Source organism: Youhaiella tibetensis (genome assembly GCF_008000755.1).
Classification (GTDB): Bacteria; Pseudomonadota; Alphaproteobacteria; order Rhizobiales; family Devosiaceae; genus Paradevosia; species Paradevosia tibetensis.
This window is the reverse complement of sequence record NZ_CP041690.1, coordinates 888,868-914,459: the sequence shown is the minus strand read 5'-3', so window position 1 is coordinate 914,459 and position 25,592 is coordinate 888,868. Positions and strand designations below refer to the sequence as shown.

The 25,592-nt window shown below is 64.8% G+C and carries 21 protein-coding genes; 5 read left to right on the top strand and 16 right to left on the bottom strand.

The genetic code is table 11. From position 1 onward, the window contains the following. Positions 1-152: 152 nt before the first annotated feature. The 5 genes from melA to FNA67_RS04420 form a co-directional block, all read right to left on the bottom strand. The gene (melA, locus tag FNA67_RS04440; protein WP_049704039.1) at positions 153-1,517 is read right to left on the bottom strand and encodes an alpha-glucosidase/alpha-galactosidase; all 1,365 of its coding nucleotides are present in this window, start codon (positions 1,515-1,517) and stop codon (positions 153-155) included. 35 nt (positions 1,518-1,552) lie between these two features. Beyond that, positions 1,553-3,214 (bottom strand): ABC transporter ATP-binding protein, encoded by a 1,662-nt coding sequence (locus FNA67_RS04435; RefSeq protein WP_049704038.1) that lies wholly within the window; start codon positions 3,212-3,214, stop codon positions 1,553-1,555. A 12-nt stretch (positions 3,215-3,226) separates the two neighbouring features. Next, a complete protein-coding gene (locus tag FNA67_RS04430; protein WP_082201829.1) occupies positions 3,227-4,423 on the bottom strand; it encodes an ABC transporter permease in 1,197 nt (398 codons plus the stop codon). Beyond that, the gene (locus tag FNA67_RS04425) at positions 4,420-5,430 is read right to left on the bottom strand and encodes an ABC transporter permease (protein ID WP_049707804.1); all 1,011 of its coding nucleotides are present in this window, start codon (positions 5,428-5,430) and stop codon (positions 4,420-4,422) included. The genes FNA67_RS04430 and FNA67_RS04425 overlap by 4 nt, the downstream gene beginning before the upstream one ends. A gap of 78 nt (positions 5,431-5,508) precedes the next feature. Beyond that, a complete protein-coding gene (locus FNA67_RS04420; RefSeq protein ID WP_049704037.1) occupies positions 5,509-7,602 on the bottom strand; it encodes an ABC transporter substrate-binding protein in 2,094 nt (697 codons plus the stop codon). Between the two features lie 160 nt (positions 7,603-7,762). On the opposite strand from FNA67_RS04420, the gene FNA67_RS04415 reads away from it, so the two are divergent. Both FNA67_RS04415 and FNA67_RS21825 read left to right on the top strand, forming a co-directional pair. After that, positions 7,763-8,692, top strand: a complete 930-nt coding sequence (locus FNA67_RS04415; RefSeq protein ID WP_049704036.1) for a helix-turn-helix domain-containing protein — start codon at positions 7,763-7,765, stop codon at positions 8,690-8,692. A 101-nt stretch (positions 8,693-8,793) separates the two neighbouring features. Further along, positions 8,794-8,955, top strand: coding sequence for a hypothetical protein (locus tag FNA67_RS21825; protein WP_170267205.1), 162 nt, complete (start codon positions 8,794-8,796; stop codon positions 8,953-8,955). 56 nt (positions 8,956-9,011) lie between these two features. Here the strand turns inward: FNA67_RS21825 and FNA67_RS04410 are convergent, their stop codons facing one another. The 3 genes from FNA67_RS04410 to FNA67_RS04400 all read right to left on the bottom strand — a co-directional run bounded on the left by FNA67_RS04410 (position 9,012) and on the right by FNA67_RS04400 (position 12,164). Further along, positions 9,012-9,884 (bottom strand): NAD(P)-dependent oxidoreductase, encoded by an 873-nt coding sequence (locus FNA67_RS04410; RefSeq protein ID WP_147655200.1) that lies wholly within the window; start codon positions 9,882-9,884, stop codon positions 9,012-9,014. 69 nt (positions 9,885-9,953) lie between these two features. Then, complete coding sequence (locus FNA67_RS04405; protein ID WP_049704034.1) at positions 9,954-10,688, bottom strand: Crp/Fnr family transcriptional regulator; 735 nt, start codon at positions 10,686-10,688, stop codon at positions 9,954-9,956. A 243-nt stretch (positions 10,689-10,931) separates the two neighbouring features. Next, positions 10,932-12,164 (bottom strand): helix-turn-helix transcriptional regulator, encoded by a 1,233-nt coding sequence (locus tag FNA67_RS04400; RefSeq protein ID WP_145976660.1) that lies wholly within the window; start codon positions 12,162-12,164, stop codon positions 10,932-10,934. A 429-nt stretch (positions 12,165-12,593) separates the two neighbouring features. Between FNA67_RS04400 and FNA67_RS04395 the strand changes: the two genes are divergently transcribed. The 3 genes from FNA67_RS04395 (at position 12,594) to csgH (ending at position 13,939) form a co-directional block, all read left to right on the top strand. Further along, positions 12,594-13,019, top strand: a complete 426-nt coding sequence (locus FNA67_RS04395) for a hypothetical protein (protein WP_049704032.1) — start codon at positions 12,594-12,596, stop codon at positions 13,017-13,019. Positions 13,020-13,109: 90 nt separating this feature from the next. Beyond that, the gene (locus FNA67_RS04390; RefSeq protein ID WP_049704031.1) at positions 13,110-13,460 is read left to right on the top strand and encodes a hypothetical protein; all 351 of its coding nucleotides are present in this window, start codon (positions 13,110-13,112) and stop codon (positions 13,458-13,460) included. Between the two features lie 188 nt (positions 13,461-13,648). Beyond that, positions 13,649-13,939: a curli-like amyloid fiber formation chaperone CsgH gene (gene csgH, locus FNA67_RS04385; protein ID WP_049704030.1), complete on the top strand. Its 291-nt coding sequence runs from the start codon at positions 13,649-13,651 to the stop codon at positions 13,937-13,939. A 24-nt stretch (positions 13,940-13,963) separates the two neighbouring features. Here the strand turns inward: csgH and FNA67_RS04380 are convergent, their stop codons facing one another. The 8 genes from FNA67_RS04380 to FNA67_RS04345 form a co-directional block, all read right to left on the bottom strand. After that, the gene (locus FNA67_RS04380; RefSeq protein ID WP_147655199.1) at positions 13,964-15,322 is read right to left on the bottom strand and encodes a hypothetical protein; all 1,359 of its coding nucleotides are present in this window, start codon (positions 15,320-15,322) and stop codon (positions 13,964-13,966) included. Positions 15,323-15,538: 216 nt separating this feature from the next. Continuing rightward, positions 15,539-16,489 carry an ABC transporter permease gene (locus FNA67_RS04375; protein ID WP_147655198.1) on the bottom strand — a complete coding sequence of 317 codons (951 nt, stop codon included), beginning with the start codon at positions 16,487-16,489 and terminating at the stop codon, positions 15,539-15,541. Continuing rightward, entirely contained in the window at positions 16,486-17,541 is a 1,056-nt protein-coding gene (locus FNA67_RS04370) for an ABC transporter permease (protein ID WP_147655197.1), read from the bottom strand. Before FNA67_RS04370 ends, FNA67_RS04375 begins: the two co-directional genes overlap by 4 nt. Then, entirely contained in the window at positions 17,541-19,091 is a 1,551-nt protein-coding gene (locus FNA67_RS04365) for an ABC transporter ATP-binding protein (protein ID WP_210246435.1), read from the bottom strand. Before FNA67_RS04365 ends, FNA67_RS04370 begins: the two co-directional genes overlap by 1 nt. Next, positions 19,088-20,071 carry a BMP family protein gene (locus FNA67_RS04360; protein WP_147655196.1) on the bottom strand — a complete coding sequence of 328 codons (984 nt, stop codon included), beginning with the start codon at positions 20,069-20,071 and terminating at the stop codon, positions 19,088-19,090. Before FNA67_RS04360 ends, FNA67_RS04365 begins: the two co-directional genes overlap by 4 nt. A gap of 318 nt (positions 20,072-20,389) precedes the next feature. Then, positions 20,390-21,007: a LysE family translocator gene (locus tag FNA67_RS04355; protein ID WP_210246434.1), complete on the bottom strand. Its 618-nt coding sequence runs from the start codon at positions 21,005-21,007 to the stop codon at positions 20,390-20,392. A 325-nt stretch (positions 21,008-21,332) separates the two neighbouring features. Further along, positions 21,333-22,388, bottom strand: coding sequence for an ABC transporter ATP-binding protein (locus FNA67_RS04350; RefSeq protein ID WP_147655195.1), 1,056 nt, complete (start codon positions 22,386-22,388; stop codon positions 21,333-21,335). Between the two features lie 12 nt (positions 22,389-22,400). Next, entirely contained in the window at positions 22,401-25,586 is a 3,186-nt protein-coding gene (locus FNA67_RS04345) for an alpha-mannosidase (RefSeq protein ID WP_147655194.1), read from the bottom strand. Positions 25,587-25,592 lie beyond the last annotated feature (6 nt).

The following is a 25,592-nucleotide window of genomic DNA, read 5'->3' as shown; positions in this document are numbered from 1 at the left end:
TTGAGGGTGCGGGTGGGCGGAGACACGGCACCGAGTTCCCGCTCTACAAGGGGGAAGGAGACCTGCTAGCTCTACCAGTCCCTCCAACGTCCCCCCAAAAAGCAAAAAACCCCGGCGATTGCTCGCCGGGGATACAGGGAGGGAACTTGTCCTCAGGCGACTTTCTTGCGGTTGGAACGCGCCCATTCGGGGAGCCAGTCGCCGTGGGCGACCAGGAGGTCGTCAACAAGGTGCCAGATCTGGTCGAGATCCAGTTCGGCGGCCGTGTGCGGGTCCATCATGGCGGCGTGGTAGATGTGGTCCTTGTTCTCGGTCATCAGCGCGGCAACGGTCAGTTCCTGAACGTTGACGTTGGTGCGGATGAGGGCGGTGAGTTGGGGCGGCAGCGCGCCGATATAGGTCGGCTGGATGCCCGAGGCATCGACGAGGCACGGCACTTCGGCAGCGCAATTGTCCGGCAGCGAAGTGATGCAGCCGTTGTTGCGAACGTTGCCGTAGATCACCGAGGGCTCGCCCGTCCACACCGAGTTCATGATGGCGGAGGCGTATTCCTTGCTCTCCTTGACCTCGATGCGGTCAGCCTTGCGGTATTCCTCGGAGGTCGTCTTCCAGCGCGAGATCTGCTCGACGCAGCGCTTGGGATATTCATCGAGCGGGATGCCGAACTTCTCGATCAGGTCCTCGCGGCCTTCCTTAATGAAATAGGGCGTGTATTCGGCGAAGTGCTCGGAGCTTTCGGTCACGAAATAGCCCAGGCGCGTCAGCATCTCGTAGCGCACCTTGTTGGGGCAGCGCGGGTTCCAGCCCGCCTTGGGCGCGCGGCCTTCGCGATAGGCGCGGACGAGGTCCGGGTAGAGATCGCGATAGGAGCCGTCCGGCTGGCGGTGCTCGAATTTCAAGTAGAACGCCATGTGGTTGATGCCGGCGGCGCGATAGCGGATCTCGTCATAGGGAATGTCGAGATCGTGGGCGAGCTCGTGGGCGGTACCCTGCACCGAATGGCACAGGCCCACCTGCTTGATGGTCGGGTACTTCTCGGCAATGGCCCAGGTGTTGATGGCCATCGGGTTGACGTACTGGAGCATGATGGCTTCCGGGCAGACCTCGAGCATGTCCTCGCAGATCTTCCAGAGGTGCGGCACGGTCCGCAGTCCGCGCATGATGCCGCCGACGCCGAGCGTATCGGCAATGGTCTGGCGCAGGTTGTACTTCTTGGGAATCTCGAAATCGACGACCGTGGAGGGCTCATAGCCGCCGATCTGGAAGCAGACGACCACGAAGTTGGCACCGTCGAGCGCCTTGCGCTGGTCGGTATAGGTTTCGACCGTGGCCGGAACGCCGAGCGTATTGATGAGCTTGCCGGCGATGATGGCGCTCTCTTCGAGGCGCTGGGGATTGATGTCCATGAGCGCCACGCGCGCGCCGGCGAGCGCCGGGCGCTGCAGGACGTCGCCGACGATGTTCTTCATGAACACCGAAGAACCGGCACCGATGAAGGTGATCTTGGGGTTGGCCATTGAAAGAATTCTCCGCTTGGGGCTTGCCGCTGCCGCTAGGCAGCGATTTCGAACGCGGCGCGGACGAGCCGGGCCGTGTATTCGGTCTGTGGGTTGGTGAGCACCTCGTTGACCGGGCCCTGCTCGACGATCTTGCCATATTGCATGACGATGACGCGGTGACAGAGGGCGCGGACGACCTTGAGGTCGTGCGAGATGAAGAGATAGGAGAGGCCCTTCTCGTCCTGGAGCTTGCGCAGAAGGTCGATGATCTGGGCCTGGACCGAAAGGTCCAGCGCCGAGGTGGGCTCGTCCAGAAGGATGAACTCGGGCTCGAGCGCGATGGCGCGGGCGATGGCGATGCGCTGGCGCTGGCCGCCCGAGAATTCGTGCGGGAAGCGCGAGAGGATGGTGTCGGGCAAGCCGGCATCGATCAGCGCCTGGCGGACGCGATCGACCCGCTCGCGGGTGTTGGCGCCGATGCCGTTGACGATGAGGCCTTCCTCGATGATCTGGCGGATCGACATGCGTGGGTTGAGCGAGGCGAAGGGATCCTGGAAGACGATCTGCATCCGGCTGCGCAGCGGGCGCATGGCGCCGCGATCCTTGCCGTCGATGCGCTCGCCATCGAAGAGGATTTCCCCGCCCTGGTTCGAAATGAGCCGGATGAGGGCCTGCCCGAAGGTGGTCTTGCCAGAGCCGGATTCGCCCACGAGACCGAGCGTCTCGTGACGCTTGAGGTTGAGGCTGAGATTGTCGCAGGCGACGAGCTCGAAGAAGCCCGGCTTGAAAAAGCCGCCGCGCTTGAGGGTGAAGGCGACCTTGACGTCCCTGCCTTCGAGAATGGTCTTTTCCTCGCCCTGGAGCGGATTGGCGATGCCCTTGGGCTCGGAGGCCAGCAGGTGCCGGGTATAGGCGTGCTGCGGATTGGCGAAGATCGCCTCGGTGCGGTTGTGCTCCTGCACCTGCCCGTTCTGCATGACATAGACGTAGTCGGAGAACTGGCGAACGATGGTCAGGTCGTGGGTGATGAGGATCACCGCCATGCCGTACTTGGACTTGAGGTCCTTGATCAGGTTGAGAATCTGGGCCTGGACCGTGACGTCGAGCGCGGTGGTGGGCTCGTCGGCGATGAGGATGTCGGGGCGGTTGGCAAGCGCCATGGCGATCATGACGCGCTGGCGCTGGCCGCCCGAAAGCTGGTGAGGGTACTGGAGCAGGCGCGCGGCTGGCTCGGGAATCTGCACTTCCTCGAGCAGCGCCCGGGCGCGCTCCATGGCCTCCTTCTTGGAGATCTTGTTGTGCAGGTGCAGGATTTCGCAGATCTGCTGGCCGATGGTGTAGACCGGGTTGAGCGAGGACATCGGCTCCTGGAAGATCATGGCGACCTTGTTGCCGCGTAGCTTGCGCATCTGGGCGTCGCTCATCGTGACGACGTCCTGGCCGTCCATGGTGATGCGCGTCTGCTTGCCGATGCGGGCGCGCTTGGTGAGGAGGCGCATGACGGTGCGCGCCGTCACCGACTTTCCCGAGCCGGATTCGCCCACGAGCGCGATGGTCTCGCCCTTGTGGAGCTGGAAGGAGACATCCTCGACGGCGTGGACGATGCCACCCTCGACCTTGAAGTCGACGGCTATATTGCGGGCGTCCAGGATCAGTTCGCGACCATGGGTGCCCAGATCGTGGCGTTCGGCGGGAGCAAGGGCTGTTGGGGACATGATGCTGCTCGCTCAGTAAGGATCGACCGCGTCGCGCAGGCCATCGCCCAGCGCGTTGAAGGCGAACACGGTGATGAGGACGAAGACGACGGGGCTCAGGATCCAGGGATAGGAGCCGATCACCGAAAAGGAGCCGGTATCCTGGAGCATGAGGCCCCACGAGATCAGCGGCGGCTTCACGGCGAAGCCGAGGAAACCGAGGAAGCTCTCGAGCAGTACCACCGAGGGCACGGCAAGCGTCACTGCCACGATGATGTGGCTCATGACGTTGGGCAGGATGTGCCGGGTAATGATGCGGAAGTCGCCCGACCCCACGGCGATGGCGGCGCGCACATATTCGATGCGGGCCAGCGAGAGAGTTTTCGAGCGCACCTCGCGAGCGAGCTGGGCCCAGCCGAGCGCCGCCATGACGCCGATGACGAAGGCGATGAAGACGTTGGAAGGCGCTGTCACCGGGATGAGGCTGGTCAGGGCGAGGTAGAGCGGGAGCTGTGGGAACATCAGCACGAATTCGACGAAGCGCTGCACCCAGACGTCCACCCGGCCCCCGATATAGCCGGAGGTGATGCCCACGAGCGTGCCGACGGTGGTGGTGAGAAACACCACGATCAGCGCGATGGTGAGCGAGATGCGCGAACCGACGATTCCGCGCGAAAGGATGTCGCGGCCGAACTTGTCGGTGCCCAGGAAGTTCACCGGCTTGCCGTTGGTCGAGCCGAAGAAGTGGATGTTGGAGGGGATGACCCAGAGGATGTAGTAGCTGTAGCCCTCCACGAAGAAGCCGAGCGGGGTCGGGTTCTCCTTATCCGGCCCGGTGAGGGGCTGGTAGGTGATGGGGTCGAGTTCGCCCGTCTCGATGATCGGGTAGACGTAGGGGATGAGGCTGAAGCTGCCGTCGGGCGCCGAGAAGGTGATCTGGTCGGGCGGCGCGAAGGCGAGGTTGGGCTGCTTGGGATCGACCGGCGCGAAGAAATCGGCAAACACGGCAATGACGAGCAGCATGACCACCAGCACCAGGCCGACCATGCCGATGGCCGAGCGGCGGAAGCGGCGCCAGACGAGTGCGAGATAGCCCTCGTTGCCATGGGCGAAGCGCGGGTTGACGACGGGCGCCGTGGCGGCCTCGGCTTCTTCCGCGCCGGTGGGCGCGGGGCCTTCGCCGGCATCGGGCGGCAGGGGGATGGAGGAGCGGGTGTGAATGTCGGTCATTCGCGGGCACCTCCCAGGCGAACGCGCGGGTCGACGAGGGCCAGCAACAGGTCGGCGATGATGTTGCCGACGATAAGGGTGGCGGCGAGGACCATCACGAAGGTGGCGGTGACCCAGACGTCGCCCACGGCCATGGAACCGACGATCGCGGGGCCGACGGTAGCGAGGCCGAAGACGATGGCGACCTCGATTTCGCCGGTGAGCATGTAGGGCAGCGCCACGCCCTGGTAGGCGATGAGCGGATGGAGGGCGTTCGGTACGGCGTGCTTCATGATCACGGCGCGCTCGGGGAGGCCCTTGGCCCGCGCGGTTTCCACGTATTGGGCGTTGAGCACGTCGAGCAGGTTCGCCCTCATGACGCGCATGTTGTAGGCGAGGCCGCCCAGCGTGGCGATGAAGATCACCGGCCAGACGTGGGCGAGAAGATCCACGAACTTGGCCCAGGACCAGGGTTGTCCGCCGAACTTGACGGAATTGAAACTACCGATTTCCTGGACGCCTATCCTGAAGACCAGGATGTACATGATGATGATGGCGAGCAGGAACCTGGGGATGGTCATCCCGAGGAAGGATACGAAGCCGAAAAGGGTATCGACCCAGCTGTACTGGCGGGTTGCCGCCACGACACCGAGGGTGATGCCAAGGATCGTCGCCAGGATATGGCAGGTCAGCGCCAGCGCGATGGTGCGCGGCAGCCGCTCGGCGACGACATCGCCGACGGGCTTGTTGTAGTAGAGCGAGTGGCCGAAATCGAAGCGCGTGACGATGCCCTTGACCCAGTTGAAATACTGGACGGGCAGCGGATCGTTCAGGCCATTGGCCTGACGGTAGGCCTCGGCCTGGATTTCCGCCTCCTCGGCGGTGGCGCCGCCCTGGTTCATGAGCTGGGAGCGGATGTAGTCGCCATAGTCGCCCGGAGGGGCCTGGATGATGGCGAACGTCACGACGCTCAGCAGGAACAGGACAGGTATGGCCGATAGAATTCGGACGATCAGGAAGCGCAGGATCACGGGTTCGTCTCCGGTCTGGTCAAGGGGACAAGGGGGCCGCGGCTCCCTTGTCCGTCACGATTGGAGGACGATCGATCAGCTGATCGGGCCGTTACCCTTGCCCGGCGCGCCAGGCAGGGTGTTCGGGTGCAGCTCGTACCCCTGCTGCTTGTCGGCAGGCACGAACACGCGCTCGCGGATGATGTTGTCTTCAGCCCAGTTGAACATGAAGATCGGGGCACCCGGCGGGATGTTGGCGAAGCGCTTGTTGACGATGAGCGCACCAGGATACTGCGTCAGACCGATGGTGTAGAGGTTCTCGGTGTAGAGCTTCTGGTACTTCTTCATCAGGTCGACGCGTTCGGCCGGATCGGTGGTGTTGATGAAGGCGTTGACCGTATCGACCATCTCCTGCTCGAACGGGAGCAGATCCAGCGTGCCGTCGGTGCCGGCGCGGTGGTTGTTGGAGATGCGCGGGCCGGTCGGGGCCAGGCCCACAGTGCCCTGCACCACCGAGATCAGCTCGGAGCCGTTGCGGAAGACCTGCCAGTCGTACTTGCCGGCCTGGTAGCTGGCGTCACGCTGGTTGCCGGCCTGGAAGTTGGCCACGACACGGATGCCGAGCGCTTCCATGGAGGCGATCACGCCTTCGGCGAGGCTCTTGTCGGTCTGGTAGTCGGAATTGGCCAGGAGCGTGATTTCGACGTCCTTGCCACCGACGCCCTTCACGTCAGCCGGGTAGTTGACGATGCCGTTGCCGTCGGTGTCCTTGAGACCGGCCTTCTCGAGCAGCGCCTTGGCCGTTTCGAGCGAGTACGGATAGTAGACGGTCGAATCCTTGTCGTAATAGGTCGTGCCCGCGTAGAGGCCGCCCGGATAGATGGCGGTGAACGGGCCCTTCACCAGCGATTCACCCAGATGCTGGCGATCGAGGGCGTAGGACACGGCCTTGCGGAAATCGAGGTTGCGGTTGAGCTCGCGCACGGCCTGGCCGCGGTCATCGGGTTCGCCCCAGCCGTTGCCGGAGAGGTTCGGGATGAGCGAGTAGCCGATGGTGCGGGCACCGAAGGCGAGACGCGAGGGAGCCGACGGATCGGCGGAGCGCTTGAGCGCCTCGACGTAGCTTTCGGCCTGCTCGAGGTTGGAAAAGTCGCCGGTACCGGCCACGGCCTGGACGTCACGGTCGGCCCAGGTGGACAGGCGGTAGTGGACTTCGTTGAGGTACGGCAGCTGGTTGCCGTTCTCGTCGACCTTCCAGTAGTAGGGATTGCGGCGCATCACGACGATGTCGTCGGGACGGTATTCGACCGGCACCCAGGCGCCCATCACCGGAACGTTGAGGTATTCGGGCGGAACGGCGTTCTTGTACTGGTCATAGGTGTTGGACGAATACTTGGGGTGCAGCGGCTTGAAGATGTGGGCCGGGCCCGGGCAGAAGGTGCCGTAGGCCATCTGGTAGAGGTACTGCTTGGGGAAAGCTTCCTTGAAGGTCCATTCGATCGTGTAATCGTCGATGGCCTTGAGCGTGGTGCCCTCGCCGAAGGATTCCGGGGTCGCGCCGTTGAGCGGGGAGACGTTGGGATCCTGGACGTTGTCGTTCCAGTAGAACATCACGTCTTCGGAGGTGAACGGCACGCCGTCCGACCACTTGGCGCCTTCGATCAGGTGCATGGTCAGCTTGTGGCCGTCTTCGGACCATTCCCAGCTCTTGGCCAGGTTCGGAAGCGGCTCGAGTTCCTCGGCCTTGACCTCGAAGAGAGGGCCGGTGCGGGTGAGGCATTCCATGGTGCCGATGTCGATGCCGCCCCAACCCTGGGACTGGCCGGCCATGTAGTTCCAGCCTTCCGGACGGCCGCCGATGACGTGGCGCATGACGTCGCCATAGACACCCACGCCGTCAGGCATGTTGGCAGTCTTGTAGACCATTGGCTCCTTGGGGAGACGGTCCTTGACCGGGGGCAGCTTGCCGGTGTCGACGAACTGCTTGGTCACCCAATCGGGCTCATGGTACTCGGGAAGGGCCTTGAACTCGAAGATGTCCTTGACACCCACGAATGTCGGGAAGCCCTGGGCTTCGAATTTCGGCGGATCGGGTGGCGTGGTAGGCGCCACCTCCTGGGCTTGCACGGCCAGCATGGACACGCTCAGCAGCAGTCCTGCCCCGCCAAGGGCAATCAATTGTCTACGCATATTTCCTCCCTCAGACTTCAAGCCCGCGCACATGCGACTGCAATGGGGGTCTCCTCCCTCCATCCCGGGCCTGCATGTTGAATGGTAGTGCTTGCAAAAAGCCGCGCAATCCGATCTTTTAATCAGTTATTCCGGTTTTTAAAGATCGTTGGAAACGGCCATGGAGCAGTCCATCAAGCTCAGCAAAACGCCCGGCAAGCGGCGCGAACAGGCACCTTTGCCGGTGCCTCGCCCCGACCGGCGGTTCTATGCCAACACTGCCGCCTTCGGGCGTTTCGGCATCCGCTGGTTCGATCCGCAGATCATGCCACAGGAGCATAGCCACGGGCATATCGAGCTCAACTGGCTCACGGCGGGCGCCATGGAGTACGTCTATGACGGCCGCCAGGTCAACGTGCCGGCCGAACGGCTGATCATGTTCTGGGCCGGTATCCCGCACCAGACGGTGGCGCTCGACCGGGGCGTGGAGAGCGACTCCCGGCAGTGCAACGTCTACCTGCCGCTCGACTCGTTCCTGCACATGCAGACCCTGGGCCGACTCACCGAAACCATGATGGGTGGCGGCGTCATCGCGCTGACGCCCGACGCCATCGACGAGCATACGCTGCGCCGCTGGTACCAGGACTATCGCTCGGGAAATGCCGAGCGCACGGACATCCTCAAGTCCGAGATCAACAACATGCTGCGGCGAGCGGCGCTGATCGGATGGGACGAGCTCCTGCCGCCGTGGATTGAATCGGTGACCCCCACCACCAAGGCGGCGACGCCGGTGCGCTATGTGGTGGCGATGGTGCGGCACATCATCGAGAACCTCTCCGAACCGCTGACGGCCGAGGATGTCGCCAAGGTGGTGGGCCTCCACCCCAACTATGCGCTCAACCTCTTCACCGAGGTGATGCATGTGTCGGTGCGCAAGTTCGTGGTGCGCATGCGCCTGATCCGGGCGCGCTCGCTGCTCTTTGAGGGCAACATCTCGATCGCCAATGTGGCGTTCCAGTCCGGCTTCACCTCGCTCAGCCAGTTCTACGAGCATTTCAGGACCGCATACGGGATGACCCCGCGCGAGATGCGGCAGAACCTCCACGGCTGAATCGGTAAGATTTTAAGCAAAATTAACTGCAATGGCGGCATTGCGGCGCCGCGATGGCGCGTCGGTGCTAGCGTCTCCCCCGGGGGCAAGGGAGGCAGTCGATGACGCAACTTGAGCCTGAGAATTTCTACCGCAAGCAGAGCTACGCCAAGAGCGCGCTGGACCGACACACGGTCCATACGCAGGTCATGCTGGTCGCCGCCATGGTCGCTTCACTGACCATCGTCTCCGCCGCCGCAGCGGTGGTGATGGTGATCCTTTAGCGCCGCGTGCTCCGCCTTTCTCCCCGCCGGGGGTACGGGGACCGGCGAACGGTCCGTCAGCCCTTGGGCTCGAGCCGGGCGAGCAGGCTCGATGTGTCCCAGCGGCCGCCGCCCATTGACTGGACATCGGCGTAAAACTGATCGACCAGCGCCGTGAGCGGCAGGGTCGAGCCGTTGGTGCGGGCCTCGCCCAGCACGATCGAGAGATCCTTGCGCATCCAGTCGACGGCAAAGCCAAATTCGAACTTGCCCTCGGTCATGGTGGCGGCGCGGTTTTCCATCTGCCAGGACTGGGCGGCGCCCTTGGAGATGGTGTCGATGACGGCGCCGATATCGAGGCCGGCGCGCTTGCCGAAATGGATGGCTTCGGCCAGCCCCTGGACGATGCCGGCAATGCAGATCTGGTTCATCATCTTGGCGAGCTGGCCCGACCCCGCCTCGCCCAGGAGGCGGCTGGCGCGGGCATAGCTGGCCATGACCGGCTCGGCCCGGGCGAAATCCGCATCCGAGCCGCCGCACATGACGGTGAGGACCCCGTTCTCGGCGCCGGCCTGCCCGCCCGAGACCGGGGCATCGATGAAGCCGAAGCCGCCCTTGGCGGCCGCAGCGGCCAGTTCGCGGGCGATGCCGGCCGAGGCGGTGGTGTGATCGACGAAGAGCGCCCCCTTGCCAATGGCGCCAAAAGCGCCGTCGGAGCCGAGGGTCACCTGGCGCAGGTCATCGTCATTGCCCACGCAGGCGAAGACGATATCCTGGCCCTGCGCGGCGGTTGCGGGCGTGGGGGCGGATTTGCCGCCGTGCTCGCCCACCCAGCGCTCGGCCTTGGCGGCGGTGCGGTTATAGACCGTAACCTGGTGGCCCTTGGCCGCCAGGTGGCGGGCCATGGGATAGCCCATGACGCCCAATCCGATGAATGCAACCTTCGCCATGCTGTTCGCCCTCCGTCACGCTATGCTGGCAGGTGGGGTAGCGTGAAACGGCGGGGCTGAACAAGGGCCTCAGGCCCCCGAGAGCGATTGCAGGCGGTCGTAATCGAGAATGCGGAAGCTCTTGCCGTCCAGGATCTGGATGACGCCCTGGCGGGAGAGCAGTTGCACATGCCGGCTCAGCGTCTCCACCGTGGTCCCCAGGTAGCCGGCGATATCGCGCCGGCCGATGGGAAAGGTCACGGTGTTCTGGCTCTGCCCTTCGCCGCGCTGGAGCAGCAGGGCGAAGAAGCAGGCGACCCGCTCCAGCGTCTCCTGACACCCCAGGAGCACCATCCAGTCCCGCGCCGCCTCGAGTTCGTCGAGGGCGATGGAGAGCATGTATTGCTGGAAATCGGGATGGCGCTCGAGCACCGCCTCGAAGTCGTGCCGGCGGATGCAGCGGACTTCGACATCGCTCGCCGCCTCCACCGAGAAGTGGGAGACTGCCTCATAGGCGCGGCCGAAGAAGCTGCCCGAGAACAGCAGGCTGACGATCTGCTGGCGGTCCGAGCCGAAGGTGCGCGTGACCTTGAGAACGCCGGAGACAACGACCCCGACATATTCGGCCATCTCGCCTTCCACCAGTATGGCCTGCCCGGCCTTGTAGCGCCGGAGCATCGAACAGGCCATGAGCTCGGCGGCCGCGCCGCCCGACGCGTCGCCAAAGGCCGGCGGCGCAGGGGGGCGTGGCGCCGAACCGGCCGAGGCGGCGCGCTCGACCCAATCAGGAAGCGGGGAAGTCGGAACGAAAGCAACTATGTCCATGCCATAACCTCATCGCGTCTCTGCCCGTTAGCAAAGGCCTGATCAAAAACGACACGAGTTATTTGCTCTGGAGAGATCAACGGTCCGGACCAGTGGCTTTGGTCGGGCCGCCCCAAAATCGATCACCCGCAAAAATGATCGCTGGAAAAATCCGGCATTGCCCGAACCTTACCATAATCGGCGGGGTAGCCGAAGGGCTTAGACGGAGACCGGCTTTACGCCTTTTGAGGTAAACGTACCGCTTTAGGTAGAGGTGAGCGCCAGGCGGGTCAGCAATCCGACCAGTTCGGCCTGCCGATGGGTGCCGGTCTTTCGCATGAGCCCAACCAGTTGGTTGCGCAGCGTCTGCTTGGAGACCAGCCGGGCCTGAGCATACTCGGCAACGGTATCGCCCGCCAGCAGGGCTTCGGCAAGCTCGGCCTCGGCCTCGGTGAAGCCGAACGCCCGCCAGAGCAGGTCCGCCGGCAGCGAGGCCATGCCCGAGGCGCCGTGGATGATCAGCATGGTGATCGGGCCGTTATCGAAGAGCGTCTCGTGGAGCTGGTAGCTCGCTTCCCCGGCCGGGATGGCGGGCCGTGCCACCGCGAAATAGCGGTTCTGGGGTCCGCCGAAGGCCAGGATCGAGGTGGTGGAGCGGCGCGAGGAGGCGCGCGCCACCAGGTTGCGCAATTGCGAATCCACCGCCTCGTCGCCGGCCCGCAGGACACCGCGATCGCCCATGAAGGGCCCGGCGGCATCGCGGCGGAGCGTATCGGCGTGGTGGTTGCTGTAGACCACACGCATGTCCGATCCGACGAGGAAGACCGGGAAGGAGAGGTCGTCGACGATGCGGGCGAGGTAATCCTTGCCCGAGCCGGCGCTTTCGAAGGCGTGGTTGAAGTGGAAGGCGGCGTCGCCCAGGATCGTACCGGCGCGATCGCGGACCATGCGCGCGTCCTGGGAGTTGTAGCGCAGCTCCAGCGTGAGCTGGCGCGCGCCCGAGCGCATGACGATGAAGCCGGTGGCGGCGTCGTAGGTCCCCTGCTTGCCCAGCCACTGGGTGTAGTAGGGCGAGGCCATGGCCTGGCTGCGCTCGAGCAGGTCCTCGTCCTGGTAGAGGTGCCCCGGAGGCCAGTTGCCGAGCGCCTCGCGCCAAGGATTGATCGAGGCGAAGCTGTTGACGTAGGCGGCGGCCGCCGACGGGGTGAGCCCGCGATGGGCAAAGACCACGTTGCGGTGCGTGGCCAGGTCGTCGCCGGAAACCAGGATCAGGCACCCCGGAAAGGCTGTGGCGAGCGTATCGAGGAAATTGTCCCAGACCGCCTTGCCGCGCGCCAGATCGTAGATGCAACTGATCAGTGCGTTGTAGGGATAATTGGAAACCCTGCGCACCAGAAGGTGTCGGGTGGCACTTTCATCCTTGCCCCAGCCGGCAACCGCGGGCGGTTCGGCCAACGGCGGCATGGACAGCCGTGCGCGCTCGTACATTGCCTTCATTTTAACCCCCATCCCTGAGATGTCGTATCGCCTTCCCCACCCCGCCGCTCTTTGTCGGCCCTCGGGTATGGTGACGTTAGGACGGGGCAAAACGCCTGTCATTGCGCTGTATCAACGGTTTCGGGCCAAACAGACCGATTGGTCTAGTATGGGTATCCCATGGTTTGAGGCATCGGACAGGGGCGGAATGCCGTTCAACCATCTGGCTGCCAAAGGGTAATGCCTCCACCGGACGTCATACCGGGCGACGGCGAAGATGACGGACCTATCCCACGAATGTGATCGCAACCGGCGCAAACGCCCTAGCCGCCGGGGATTTACGCCACTGTGCCGGTATGGCTTCCGGCTCGAAAAATCAGCGCGTTTGCCGCCCTCTGGGTGTGGCCGAAGCCTTCGGCACATCAGCTTTTCACCTGAGGGAGACTTCCAATGATCAAGACCATTATCGGCGCCGCCGCCATCCTTGCGGTCGCTTCGGGCGCCGCCTATGCTGGCAACATCTCGATCGTCAACCAGCATGGCTGGCAGAACAACCAGCAGACCTTCCAGGCTGGCAGCAACTTCTCGGGCATCGATCAGACCGGCAAGCGCAACAACGCCACCGTGGAACAATACGGCCTGGGCAATGCCTCTGGCAGCATCCAGGTCGGCAAGTACAACGACACCTATACGGGCCAGGAAGGCCTGGGCAACGAGGCCATGACGGTGCAGGCCGGCAAGTACAATGCGTCCGGGACCTGGCAGAGCGGGTTCGGTAATGGTGCCTCCACGACCCAGATGGGCCATGGCAACTATTCCGAGACCTCGCAGTCTGGTGCCGGAAACACCTCGAGCACAGTCCAGGTGAACTTCTAGCCTGGGCAGGAGGATGCGGTAGCGCGCCCCGCTATTCCCCCCGCATCCTCCCGCTTCTTCCCAGCCGACAAGTTCAAACGGAGAAGTGCTATGAGGCGTTTGATTCTAGCTGCGGTTCTGGCCGCGGGTCTTCCAGTGATCCCGGCCTTCGCAGGCAGCCTTCCGGTCAAGGGAAACTTCGGCGGCAATGTATCGGTCACCGTGCAAAGCGGCACCAATAACGCTGCATCGGTGAACGTGACGGGCGCATTCAACTTCACGACCGTCGCGCAATCGGGCGAAGGCCACACGTTCAGCCAGTCCATTACCGGCTCGAACCAGACCCTGTCGGTGATCCAGATGAACTCGCACAATTACGAGGGCACCCGGACCATGACTTCGACGACGCCTTCGGGCAGCTCGACCTATACCATCCAGGTAACCCCCCGAGCCCCCGACTAGGGGCTCGGACTTCCTTTTTGCGGCCCGGCGTCCCTCTGTGGCGGGCCCAATGCTCTAAGATCCCCCGGACAGCGGCGGCAACCGTGGGCGGAGTTGAAAACAAGATGATGCACCACGCCAGTCTAAGAGCCGCTCTCGCAACCATCATCCTCAGCGCTCCCCTGGCGTCAGCAAGCGGAGCTGAGAGCATGAACTGCGACATCGTCAAGGTTGAGACACCTTCATCGATCGAGCTTGTGGGCAAGGTGTCCTCGTCCGAACCGGCCGAGGGCTCCTATCATTTCGTGATCGAGAAGCAGGGACCAAGCGGACGGTCGGACATCACGCAGTCGGGCGATTTCCTGATCGGAGCGGGAGACGGCGAGGAAGAAGTGGGGCGGGTAACACTCGACATGGATCCGAGCGCCTTCTATGTGGCGCATCTGGTGATCGAGTGGAATGGCGGCGAGATCGACTGCCGCTACGACTCGCGCAACTGAGCGACCGAGCCGGCCGCCGCGCCCCTAGAAGGCGCCGCTGAGCGTGGCCTTGAGCCCGAAATTCCAGGAATCCACAAACGAGATCGACGTCGACTGCTGGCCGGCGCCCGAGGGATAGGTGGCATTGAAGCTGCCGCCCGATTCGGACACCTGCACGACCGGGGCCGACCGCTCGAGGGTCGGGACCTTGGAGAGGTACTCGACGGTTCCGGTGAACCCGAGCAGCAGGTTGGGCGCCAGCGGGAAGTTGAGGCCCGCCTCGCCCTTGGCATACCAGGCGACGCCCTTTTCCTCGGCCGTGGCGCGGCCCACATCGAACCGCTGCAACTCGAGCCCGGCGTTGTTGATGGGGAAGAGCGCCAGGTCGCGACCACTGTACTTGGCGTCGAACCCGCGCAGCCCCGCCTCGGCGGAACCGGTGAAGGTGATGTTGTTGTCGAGCGTATGGGAAACCGACAGGCCGACGCCGCCACCCAGGTAGTTGGTATCGAGGTGCTCGTAACGCTGCAGGCCGAGCAACGGGAACCCGTTGGTGCCCGATGGCGCCGGCAGGTCGAAGGAGGTCAGCGAACTGATCTCCTGGTTGAGCATGCGATAGCCCACCGAGAGGTAGGGCGTATAGGAGGTCGAATCCATGCTCGGCGGGGACAGGCCCACCGAGGCGTCGGCGCCCATATAGACCACGCTGCGCAGCGATTGCTGGGTGATGCGCAGGCCCGACAGGTCGCCGGTGCCGACGATGGTGAGCCCGCTCGGATCGGCGGCGCCACCGAAGGCAAAGGCCTGAGAGTTCGTGCCGTCCGTGGAGACGCCGCTGAAGACGGCGCCGGTGTTGTCCGTGGTCAGCGCGACCGCAAAGGCGGTCTGCGCCCCGCCACCGGGAATGGTTTTGGCCGCCTGCGTCTGAGTGACACCGCCGCCCGGCAGGCTGAGCGTCACCTGCGAACTGGCCGAGGTGGCGTTGGGATCGGTCGCGAGCGTGATCGCCGCGGTGCTCTGCGTGTTGGATGCGATCTGCACCGTGCCCGAGCCGCTGACCACCGAGGTGGTCGTGGTGTTGCGCTCGCCCGTGCCGATGAAGAAGGAGAGGTTTCCGATGACATCGAACCCGGCGAACTTGCCCAGCTTCTTGCCAAGGTCCATGCCGACCATCATGCCCACGATGGTCTCGTTGCCGGTGCCGGCTGTCGGGTTGCCATTATCGACCACGCCGGACGGAAGGTCCGGCAGCGTCAGGAGCATCAAACCGCCGGACTGACTGTAGATCAGCGGTGCTGCTTCCTGGGCGTCCTGGGTCTGCTGCTCCTGCGCTGCCGCCGGCATTGCCGTGAGCACAGGAAGGACGGCCCAGGTCGATATCTGGCCTAAGACACTTTTACGCATGGTTCCTACGCAAGAGGATGTTCGCGTGAAATGCCCCCGCCGAAACACTAACTCAAGTCACTGAGATGGTCCCCAGGAAACACGAGCAATGCAATCGGTAACCATAGTTGTGTATCCTTTTTACAATAATCACTACCCACCCAAAATGAGTATATCCGCCGCGACGACTTAACACCGCGACGAAATTCTCTTTTGAGAGCAGGCAGTTAAAGCCGATCAAGCGCCATCGGACTTATGGCGCCGGAAAGGGGCGCCAAGGGCTGCCGGAGCTCCTGTGCGGCCGGCGGCGATGGCCAGGACCACGATGGTGAGCACATAGGGCAGCATCAGCAGGAACTGGAGCGGGATGTTCCAGGGCAACAACTGAGTCCTTAGCTGCAGCGCATCGGCGGCGCCGAAAAGCAGGGCGGCAGCGAGGATGCCGAAGGGGTAGCGGCGGCCGAGGATCAGCATGGCGAGCGCGATATAGCCGCGGCCCGAGGTCATGTTGTCGATGAAAAGGCCGGTGGCGCTGAGCGAGAGGAAGGCGCCGCCGAGGCCGGCGAGCGCGCCGCCTGCGAGCAGGCACAGGTAGCGGATGCGGGGGACGTTGAGGCCGAGGGTTTCGGCGGCCTCGGGATGTTCGCCGGCGGCGGAGATGGCGAGGCCGACGGTCGAGCGGTGCATCACCACCCAGGCAAGGACGACGATGAGCAGCGCCAGATAGGTCAAGGGATCGTGCTGGAAGAGCAGCGGCCCGATGATGGGGATTTGCCCAAGAACGCCGAAATCGATGGGCTGGAAATTGGTGATGCGCGGGGACGAGGTGCCCGAGCCGAAAAAGAGCCGGAAGAAGAATCCGGTGACGCCGACCATCAGGAGGTTGATTGCGATGCCGACCACCACCTGGTTGGAGCCGATGGTGACGGCGAAAACGCCGAGGACGAGGCCGAGTAGCGCGCCCGCGACGATGGCGGCGAGGACCCCGACGAGGAGCGAGCCCGAGGCATAGGCGGCGGCGAAGCCGACAAAGCAGCCGAGCAGCATCATGCCCTCAAGGCCGATATTGAGGACGCCCGACTTCTCCGAGAACATGCCGCCGATCGCGGCCAGCAGGATGGGGATGGCCATGCGTACGCTGGCGGCAATGAAGCCGGCGAGGACGGCGTTGTTGAGGAGGTCCATCATGCGGTCGCTCCCGTCTTCTTGCGCCGGAAGCGCGGCATGACGTTCTGCGCCAGGAGGAAAAGCACGACGAGGGCCTGGATGATCATGGTGAGCGAGGACGGCACGCCGACGGCGGACTCCATGGTGGTGGAGCCGACCTGGAGCGCCGCGAAAAGCGCGGCGGCGAAGAGCACGCCGATAGGGTTGGTCTGGCCGAGCAGCGCCACGATGATGGCGGTATAGCCATAACCGGGCGACAGGTTCTCGATCATGCGGCGCTGGACGCCGGCGACTTCGGTGAAGCCGGCAAGACCCGCCAGGGCGCCGCAGGTGAGGAAACCGACCACGATGACGCGGCGCACGTTGATGCCGGCGTTCTCGGCGGCGCGCGGGTTCTGGCCGGTGGCGCGCAGACGGAAGCCCGCGACGGTGCGCCAGAGATAGAGCTGGGCGATGAAGGCGGCGGCCACCGCGATGACGATGCCGAAATGCAGGCGCGTGCCGGGCACGAGCACCGGCAGACGGGCTTCGGCGCCGAGTCGGACGGTTTGCGCCAGGGCCGAGCCCGGATCGTGCAGCGGGCCGTGAAGCAGGTAGCCCACGAAGAAGATGCCGATGTAGTTGAGCATGATCGTGGTGATGAGCTCGTCGGACCGAAAGCGGAGTTTCAGCACCGCCGCGATGCCGGACCAGAGGGCGCCGCCGATGGCAGCGGCTACGGCCATGAGCGAGAGGGCGAGCAATTGCGGCTGGCCATCGAGAAGCGTGCCGACATAGGCGGCGCTGATGCCGCCGATGAAGAGCTGGCCTTCGGCGCCGACATTGAACACCCCTGCCCTGAAGGCCAGCGCGATGCCGATGCCGCACAGCGCCAGCGGCACGGTGCGGATGGCGGTTTCGGCCAGGCCATTTGTGGAGCCGAGCGAGGCCGAGAACAGCGCGCCATAGGCGGCGACGGGATCGCGGCCGAGGGCGAGGATGAGGAGCGCGCCGGCCAGGAGGGCCAGGAGCACGGCGAGGATACCCGAGAGGAGATTGCGCGCGACGAGCGTGCGGCGGACGGTTTCGATCATCAGGCAGACTCGCCGGCGAGCATCAGGCCCAGCTTTTCCATGGTGACGTCCTTGCGCGCGATGATGCCGATGATGCGGCCCTTGAACATGACCGCGATGCGATCGGAAAGCGCGAGGATTTCATCGAGTTCGGTGGAGACCAGCATAACCGCGGCACCCTTGCGGCGGCTTTCGAGCAGCTGGTTGTGGAGGAAGGCGGTGGCGCCGATATCGAGGCCGCGCGTGGGCTGGACGGCGACGACGACGCGCGGATCGCGGCTCATGGCGCGGCCGAGCACGACCTTCTGCTGATTGCCGCCGGAGAGTTCGCCGATGGGCTGCTCGATGCCCGAGCAGCGGACGTCGAAATTGTCGACGATGGACTGGGCATTGGCGCGTAAGGCGCCGTTATCGATGAGGCCGGAGCGCGAGAGCGGGGCCGCGCCGATGGTTTCGGACGCGGCGTTCTCGGCGATGGACATGGGCGAAAAGATCGCGGTGCGGTGGCGATCCTCGGGGATATGGGCAAGGCCGGCTGCAATGCGGTCGGCAACGGGCGCGGCAGCCAGCGGCTTGCCATCGATGGAGATGGCGCCGGCTTCGGCGCGGCGCAGGCCCACCACCGTTTCGGCCAGTTCCTGCTGGCCGTTGCCATCGACGCCGGCAATGCCGACGATTTCGCCGGATCGGATGGTCAGCGACACGTCGTCGAGGCGGGTGAGGCCGCGATCGTCCCTGAGGGTGATGCCGGAGAGATCGAGGATCGGGGCGGCGTTCTGGTTGGCGGGTTCATCGAGCTGGGGCAGCGTCACGTCGGCCCCGACCATGGCGCGGGCGACTTCGCGCTCGTTGGTGTCGCGGGTGGTGAAGCTGGCGGCGACCTTGCCGCGGCGCAGCACGGTGATGCGGTCGGTGACGGCCATGACTTCGTGCAGCTTGTGGCTGATGAAGATGATGGCAGTGCCCGAAGCGGCGAGTGCGCGCAGGACTTCGAAAAGCCCGGTCGCTTCCTGCGGGGTGAGGACCGCGGTGGGCTCATCGAGGATGAGGATCTTGGAGCCGCGATAGAGGGCCTTTAGGATTTCGGCGCGCTGCTGGCCGGCGACGGAGAGCGAACCGGCAAGGGCGTTCGCGTCGATCTCGAGGCCGCGCGCCTTGCCGAAGGCGGTGATCTCGCGGGCGAGGTCCCCGAGGCGCGGGAACCAGCGGCGGACGCCCGGCAGACCGATGGAAATGTTTTCGGCGACGGTCATGGTGGGGATCAGCATGAAATGCTGGTGGACCATGCCGATGCCATGGGCCTGCGCATCCAGCGCAGAGGCGAGGTGAACCGGCTTGCCATCGATGAGGACTTCGCCGGCCTGCGGCTGCAGGAGCCCGGCGAGGATGCGCATGAGCGTGGTCTTGCCGGCGCCGTTCTCGCCTAGGAGGGCGTGGATCTCGCCGGGGCGCACGGCAAAATCGACCGCGTCATTGGCGATGACGGGGCCGAACTGCACGCGGATATTGCGCATGTCGACAGCCGCCGGCGCGAGGCCGGCGGCTGGGACGGATTGGTCAGCGGAACTCATTCAACCGCGGAGGTATCGAGCGGAACCTCGAAGGAGCCGGCCTTGATGGCCTCGATCTTGTCGTTGACGCGCTTCATGACCACGGGGTCGACGTTGGAGTCCAGGCCGTGGAAATCGGCGAGACCGACCGAGCCCTTGGCAATGCCGTAGGACCAGTTCTCGCTCTTCCAGGTGCCCGCCTCTACGGCCTTGGCGACATCGACCACCAGCGGCCCGAGGTTCCAGGTGACGCTGGTCAGCACGTTCTTGGGGCCGAGGTGGTTCTGGTCGGTCATGGCGCCGAGGGCCCAGACGTTCTTGGCGATGGCGGCATCGATGACGCCCACGCCCTGGGCGGAGAGCACGTCGGCGCCCTGCTCGGTCTGGGCGATGGCGGCTTCCTTGGCCTTGGGGGGATCGAACCACGAGCCGATGAAGGTGTGCAGCACCTTGGTGCCGGGCTTGCCCTCTTCGGCGCCCGCTTCATAGGCGTGCAGGTTGGCCAGCATGTTGGGAGCGGGCATGCCGCCGACCCAGCCGACCGTGCCGGACTTGGAGGCGCCGGCGGCGAGCATCCCGGCCAGGTAGGCACCCTGGTAGTCGGGGTTCGAATAGGTGCCCAGGTTGTCGGCAAGGCTGGCGGCGGTGCCGGCCATGAAGGTGACGTTGGGGAAATCCTCGGCGGCATTGAGGGCCGCGTCACCGAACGAGAACGAGTGGGCGAAAATCAGGTTATAGCCGCGCGAGGCGAAATCGCGAAGCAGGCGCTCGGCGTCGGCGTCGGTGACGTTCTCGGCGTAGGCGACTTCGACGCCCAGTTCCTTGGCCGCTTCCTGCAGGCCATTGTAGCCGACCGAGTTCCAGTCGTTATCGGTGATCGGGCCCGGCAGGATCATGGCGATCTTGACGTCGGCCGCCCAGGCGGCGCTGGCGGTGACCGCCACAATGCTCACAGCGGCAGCGGCCGCCAAACCCCGTACGATACCCCAACCCTTGCTCATGGCCGTGCAGTCCTTTCAAGCCGTGGGGGCGATACCGGCTGCCCCCGATGGCCGGAGATAAGCCCCGGCTGACAACGCTGTCAACGATCACGTCTTGGGCAATTTGTAGCAGTGCATAGGGATTGGGCGGAACTGGCGGCGGGGAGGGGCTGGCGTGCCAGAACATGAAGTGCACCAGCAGGTCTCCCTCCCCCTTGTGGGGAGGGAACAAGGGTGGGGGTCCGCACAGACGCCGAGTGTGGGCTCACCCCCCACCCTCAATCCCTCCCCACAAGGGGGAGGGAAGCCCGGGCCCTCGGCAACATTGGCGCTTCACCCCTATGGCTTGAGTGCCAGGTAGCCGCCCGCGCCGATCATTGCGGCTCCCGCAACCGTCCGGGCTGCGCGCTGGAACGGCCATGCCCGCGAGGCGTTGGCAATCGTTCTTGCGGCCAGTGCGTAGGCGATCTTGACGCCGGCTACCGCGACGAGGGTGATCGCGGCGATGAGGGCGATGTCAGAGGCGGTGATGGCGGGCACGTCGACGAAGACGGGAAAAAGCGCGGCATAGAACAGGATCGCCTTCACGTCGCCCAGGGTCAGGGCGATGCCGGCGAGGAAGCTGATCCACACGCCGCGGGCAGGAGCCGTGTCCTCGTGCCGCTGCCGGGACGCCGCGCCCCGGATGAGGCCCAGGCCGAACCAGACGAGACAGCCGGCAGCGACATAGCGCAGGATGGCGAAGACGGCGCCCATCATCTCGGCCATCACGGCAAGCCCGGCGATCGCCAGCGCCACGAAGACGAGATCGCCCAGAGCGATGCCGAGGGCGGCGGCAATGCCGTGCCTGACCCCATGGGTTGCCGACCTGACCACGACCAGCGCAACGCTCGAACTGGGAAGCGCGGCAAGCGCGAGCATGGCGAGGAACAGCGATAGCGAACCGGCAAGGGTCATGGGCGAGGCCTTCTGACTGGTGGTTCCGGGGAGCATAGACGCGGGTCGGGCGAAGCCGCAATCGCGGGCGGCGACCGGGGTGAGTGATTGCACCGCTCCACTCGGGAGGAGGCATCCGTGGGCCCCGGATCAAGTCCGGGGAAGATAAGGGTGGGGAGGGAGAAAGGACAGTTCCGCTGAACAGGCACCCCCAGCACCCGATCGCTCCGGCAGGTCTCCCTCCCCCTTGTGGGGAGGGAACAAGGGTGGGGGTTTCACACCCGCTGCGTGTCGGGCTCCCCCTCAATCCCTCCCCACAGGGAGGGAAGCATCCGCGTGCCCGCTTTTACCGGGCGAGCGCCCTGCCCTCGGCGTCGAAGAGGTGGACGTGGGCGATGTCGAAGGTGGCGTGGAGGGTCGTGCCCAGTTCCAGTTCGGGCGCGCCTTCGAGCTTGACGGTGATCTGGGAGCCGTCGGCGATGGCGACGTAGGCCAGGGCGTATTCGCCGAAATGCTCGAGCACCTCGAGCGAGCCGGAGAGCAGCGCCGTGTCGGGGCTCGACAGGCTGATGTGCTCGGGACGGATGCCGAGGGTCGCGGCCTGCGAGACGGCGCCGGGCGCCGTGATGGCGCGACCGCCGGGGAGCAGCAGTTCCTGGCCCCGGGGCTGGACCGTGACGAAGTTCATCTTGGGGCTGGCGATGAAGCCGGCGACGAAGGTGTTGACCGGGTTGCGGTAGAGTTCGAGCGGGCTACCCACCTGCTCGATGCGGCCGGCATTGAGGACCACGATCTTGTCGGCCAGCGTCATGGCCTCGACCTGGTCGTGGGTGACGTAGATCATGGTGGCGTCGAGCTGGCTGTGCAGCTTGGCGATCTCGATGCGGGTCTGGGCGCGCAGGGCGGCATCGAGGTTGGAAAGCGGCTCGTCGAAGAGAAATACCTTCGGGTTGCGCACCAGCGCCCGGCCGATGGCGACGCGCTGGCGCTGTCCGCCCGACAGGGCGCGCGGCATGCGTTCGAGGTAGTCCTCGATCTGGAGGATCTTGGCGACTTCGCGCACGCGCTTGTCGATCTCCCCCTTGGGACGTTTGGCGAGTTTGAGGCCGAAGGCCATGTTGTCGTAGACGGTCATGTGCGGGTAGAGCGCATAGGACTGGAACACCATGGCGATGCCGCGCTGGGGCGAGGGCACGTCGTTGACGACCTGGTCGTCGATGGCGACCTGCCCGCCGGTGATGTGTTCGAGACCTGCCACCATGCGCAGCAGAGTCGACTTTCCGCAGCCCGAGGGGCCGACGAAGACCACGAACTCGCCCGAGTTGATCTCGAGATCGATGCCGTGGATGACCTCGAGGGGGCCGTAGGACTTTCTCACATCCTTGAGAAGGACATTGGTCATGGTGTCTTTCCTTTACGTGCGGATGCGCAGGGTGGCGATTTCGAAGGGGCGCAGGCTGAGCGTCACCTTGCCGTCCTTGACCGCGATCTTCTCGCCGCCCTCTTCCATGAGGTTGACCAGTTCCACCGATTTCACCGGCAGGCCGAAGCCGATGGTCGGCCTGGCGCGGCGGTTGGCGTGCTCGAAGACGCGCAGGATCAGCCCATCTCCGTTCTCGGCCTGCTTGACGGTTTCGAGGGTGACGGAATCGGTGTCCACGCTGGCAAAGGAGAACGATGGCCCGGTGCCGGCCGGTTCGGCGCGCCGCGTGGTATCCCCGATGACGGCGACGGGATTGTTGAAGCGCTCGGCGGCGACCTGGACCTGTTCAAGGTCCGAGACGCCTTCGTGAACGAAGAGTGCGTAGCGGAAGTGGTGCTCGCCGAGGTCCGCTTCGGGCGAGGGGAAGGTCGAGCCGCGCACGAGGGTGATGCGGACGAGTTGTTCGAGCGCGTCATAGGCGTATTTGGCGTCGTTGATAAGCGCGGCGCCGAAATCGGCTTCCGAGATGTCGACCCAGCGATGCATGGAGGCCTCGAAGCGGGCGCGGTCCCAGCTGGTATTGCGGTGGGTGGCGCGCTTGACGTGGCCGAACTGGATTTCCGAGCGGATTTCCGAGGCGTTGAGATCGAAGGGGAACAGGGCCTTCAAGACCTGCTGGCGCTCCTGCCAATCGATGAAGGTATCGAACGTGACCTGGCGGGCGCCCTCCTCCAGCGAGACGACCTGCACGATTTTGGAATTGTGGTAGGGGCGCTCGATGCGGATGGCGGCGCGATAGGGGCCGGTTTCGACGACTTCGATCCTGGCCTTGGCGTCGGCGAGCGGCCAGAACTGCTCTTCGAAATAGCGGTCGATGTCCCAGGCGTCCCAGTTCATCGGCTTGTCTTCATAGGCAACGAGGCGGTTGGCCTTCTCGCCGGCCTTGATGAGCTCGCGCTCGGAGGCCTTGTCGATGACCGAGGTGATTTCGCCCGACTTGTCGAAGGTGACCTTTATGAGGTCGTTTTCGAGCTTTGTGGGCGAGACCTTGAGGCTGGTGCGCAGCTTGGGGCCAGGGCCGTCGACGAGCAATGCGGTGGACCAGCCGAGCGAAGGCACGTTGGCGACCGGGGCGGCGAAGCTGGTTTCGCCGTTGGCGGCGGTCAGTTGCTGGAACGGGGCGACCTGGCCATCCGAGGACAGGGCCGCGCTGGCGAGGTCGCCGCCATCGAGCGAGACCAGCGCATTGGCGCGGTCGTGACCGGTGAAGTTGAAGAGCTTGATCTCACCCGCCGCTGGTTTGGCGATGGTGCGCGCGGCGGTCTGCCAGGGACCGTTGGCCGAAGCGAGCGTCGAGAAGAGCCCGGCATATTCGGCGTCCGAATCCACGTAGACCTCGGGGATCGAGGTGCCCGGCAGGATGTCGTGGAACTGGTTGATGAGGATGGTCTCCCAGAAGGCGTTGATGTCGTCCCTGGGGTATTTGGCGCCTTCCGTCGCGGCGGCGAGGGCCGAGAGGTATTCGAGTTCGCGCAGCGCCCGCTCGGCGTTTCGGTTGTTGGCCTTGTTGCGGGCAACGGAGGTCAGGGTGCCGCGGTGGTATTCGAGATAGAGTTCGCCGTTCCATACCGGGAAACGGGCGGCCTCGGCCTCCATGCGCTTGCCGAGCCGATCGAGGAAGGGAACGATGCCCTCGAGCTTGACCTTGGGCGCGCCCGGTATCCCTCGGGCCAGGCGCTCGCCGCGCTGGATCATGGCGCGGGTCGGTCCGCCGCCGCCATCGCCATAGCCGTAGCAGACCAGGACCTCGTCGTTGACGGCCTTGGGCTCGTAGCGCTTCCAGGCGCCCATCACTTCGCTGACCGAGAGGTCGGAATTATAGGTTGTGAAAATGGCTTCGCTCTCGAAGCGCTGCGCGGTGATGAGCTGGGCCTTGGTGACTGTGCCGTCGATGCCCTTCCAGAAGAAGGTGTCGTAGGGGTGCCGGTCGGTGTCGTTCCAGGAGAGCTTTGAGGTGACGAAATATTTGAGCCCGGACTTTTCCATCACCTGCGGCAGGTTGGCGGAATAGCCGAAGGTGTCGGGCAGCCAGACCACCTTGGGGGTGACGCCGAACTCTTCCTGGTGGAAGCGGCGGCCGCGCATGATCTGGCGCACGAGGCTTTCGCCCGAGACGATGTTGACGTCCGGCTCCACCCACATGGCGCCTTCGATCTCGAACTGCTTGCCCTTCACACGCTCCTTTAGGCGCCTCCAGAGCTCGGGATAGTCGCTCTTGAGAAAATCGAAGAGCACCGACTGGTTGTACATGAAGACGAAGTCGGGGAATTCCTCCATGAGCGCGAGGACGGTGGCGAAGGAACGCCCGGTCTTGTCGCGGGTGTGCATGACGCGCCAGAGCCAGCCCACGTCCAGATGGGTGTGACCCACCGCCGAGACGGTCGGCTGGGTTTCGGTATCGACGAGCTTGTAGATGCGGGCGGCGATCTTTTCGGCGGCGCCGAGCGAGGCCTCGAATTCGGGGGTGACGCCGTCGCGGCGGTCGAGGGCGCGCAGGGCTTCGTCCACGAGGTTGAACACCGCGTGGCGGCGCCCGTCATTCTGCGGCAGGCGCGTGGCGACCTCGAGCGGGGTCATGATGTCGTAGTAGAGCTTTTCGGCGCGCTCGTTGCGCACCATGAACTCGACCTTGAACCCGACGAGCGGGCGATCGAAGAAGGTGAAGGCGTTGACCAAAAGCGTGCGCTTGCTGCCCGGCCTGGCGTTGCGGGCGACGACCAGCTCGGTGTGGTTGCCATCGATCGCCTGGGCGATGTGGCCATCGAGATAGGCCAGGCATTGCGGGTCGGTGGTGCCGGGGCGGTCCTGCCATTGCGAGGTGAACTTGAGGACGAGCACCTTGCCCTTCGCAGCTTCGGGCACCACGACCTCGGCGGCGAACCAGGTGTGGCCCTGCTTCTTGGACCAGACCGAGCGCGGGCCGAACGAGGCCCATTTGCGCCAATCGGCGCTCAGGGCCTCGTCCGCGCTCAGGTCCGCCTCGCTGTAATGCCACTGGAAGTCACCCTGGATGGGGGTGAGGATCTTGGTGCGCAGGTCCTCGGCGAGGCGCAGGAGCTTGTTCTCCTGCTTGATGTCGTCGTCGAGAAGCCCGAGCTTTCCGGCCAGCGCGTTCATTTGGAT

Bases quoted from the DNA above. Each gene is read 5' to 3' on its own strand.
- melA (WP_049704039.1), bottom strand. From the start codon at position 1,517: ATGGCCAACCCCAAGATCACCTTCATCGGTGCCGGTTCTTCGGTGTTC.
- FNA67_RS04435 (WP_049704038.1), bottom strand. From the start codon at position 3,214: ATGTCCCCAACAGCCCTTGCTCCCGCCGAACGCCACGATCTGGGCACC.
- FNA67_RS04430 (WP_082201829.1), bottom strand. From the start codon at position 4,423: ATGACCGACATTCACACCCGCTCCTCCATCCCCCTGCCGCCCGATGCC.
- FNA67_RS04420 (WP_049704037.1), bottom strand. From the start codon at position 7,602: ATGCGTAGACAATTGATTGCCCTTGGCGGGGCAGGACTGCTGCTGAGC.
- FNA67_RS04415 (WP_049704036.1), top strand. From the start codon at position 7,763: ATGGAGCAGTCCATCAAGCTCAGCAAAACGCCCGGCAAGCGGCGCGAA.
- FNA67_RS21825 (WP_170267205.1), top strand. From the start codon at position 8,794: ATGACGCAACTTGAGCCTGAGAATTTCTACCGCAAGCAGAGCTACGCC.
- FNA67_RS04410 (WP_147655200.1), bottom strand. From the start codon at position 9,884: ATGGCGAAGGTTGCATTCATCGGATTGGGCGTCATGGGCTATCCCATG.
- FNA67_RS04405 (WP_049704034.1), bottom strand. From the start codon at position 10,688: ATGGACATAGTTGCTTTCGTTCCGACTTCCCCGCTTCCTGATTGGGTC.
- FNA67_RS04400 (WP_145976660.1), bottom strand. From the start codon at position 12,164: ATGAAGGCAATGTACGAGCGCGCACGGCTGTCCATGCCGCCGTTGGCC.
- FNA67_RS04395 (WP_049704032.1), top strand. From the start codon at position 12,594: ATGATCAAGACCATTATCGGCGCCGCCGCCATCCTTGCGGTCGCTTCG.
- FNA67_RS04390 (WP_049704031.1), top strand. From the start codon at position 13,110: ATGAGGCGTTTGATTCTAGCTGCGGTTCTGGCCGCGGGTCTTCCAGTG.
- csgH (WP_049704030.1), top strand. From the start codon at position 13,649: ATGAACTGCGACATCGTCAAGGTTGAGACACCTTCATCGATCGAGCTT.
- FNA67_RS04380 (WP_147655199.1), bottom strand. From the start codon at position 15,322: ATGCGTAAAAGTGTCTTAGGCCAGATATCGACCTGGGCCGTCCTTCCT.
- FNA67_RS04375 (WP_147655198.1), bottom strand. From the start codon at position 16,489: ATGATGGACCTCCTCAACAACGCCGTCCTCGCCGGCTTCATTGCCGCC.
- FNA67_RS04370 (WP_147655197.1), bottom strand. From the start codon at position 17,541: ATGATCGAAACCGTCCGCCGCACGCTCGTCGCGCGCAATCTCCTCTCG.
- FNA67_RS04365 (WP_210246435.1), bottom strand. From the start codon at position 19,091: ATGAGTTCCGCTGACCAATCCGTCCCAGCCGCCGGCCTCGCGCCGGCG.
- FNA67_RS04360 (WP_147655196.1), bottom strand. From the start codon at position 20,071: ATGAGCAAGGGTTGGGGTATCGTACGGGGTTTGGCGGCCGCTGCCGCT.
- FNA67_RS04355 (WP_210246434.1), bottom strand. From the start codon at position 21,007: ATGACCCTTGCCGGTTCGCTATCGCTGTTCCTCGCCATGCTCGCGCTT.
- FNA67_RS04350 (WP_147655195.1), bottom strand. From the start codon at position 22,388: ATGACCAATGTCCTTCTCAAGGATGTGAGAAAGTCCTACGGCCCCCTC.
- FNA67_RS04345 (WP_147655194.1), bottom strand. From the start codon at position 25,586: ATGAACGCGCTGGCCGGAAAGCTCGGGCTTCTCGACGACGACATCAAG.